A 261-nucleotide genomic window follows, 5' to 3' on the forward strand; every position below is an offset into this window, starting at 1 on the left:
ATATGGGGCTGTATTAGTACTAGCGACATCCCAAGTTACAGTGTTTGATGCATTATTATACAAAATGGTAGAAGGTGTAAGGCCCGAGAATTTAAATGGCCCGTCACCACCAACAGTAACGGTAGTTTCGGATGAAATAAGCAATGGTCTGGTAGCATTTTCATCTCTAACTGTTACTGCATAGTTTAGGGTTCTGGGAATATATGAAACAGTTTCCCATTTTACTTTATCTGTGAGGTTACCTGCCATGACACTAGGGAG

1 protein-coding gene is annotated in these 261 nt (G+C 40.6%); it reads right to left on the minus strand.

Annotated elements, in window-relative coordinates:
- Nucleotides 1–249, minus strand: a 249-nt coding sequence (locus ACPYOM_RS22885) for a hypothetical protein (protein WP_481347724.1), incomplete at its 3' end; no start/stop codon positions are given.
- Between the last annotated feature and the right edge of the window lie 12 nt (nucleotides 250–261).

This window comes from Monashia sp. HAY1-2A (genome assembly GCF_056755315.1).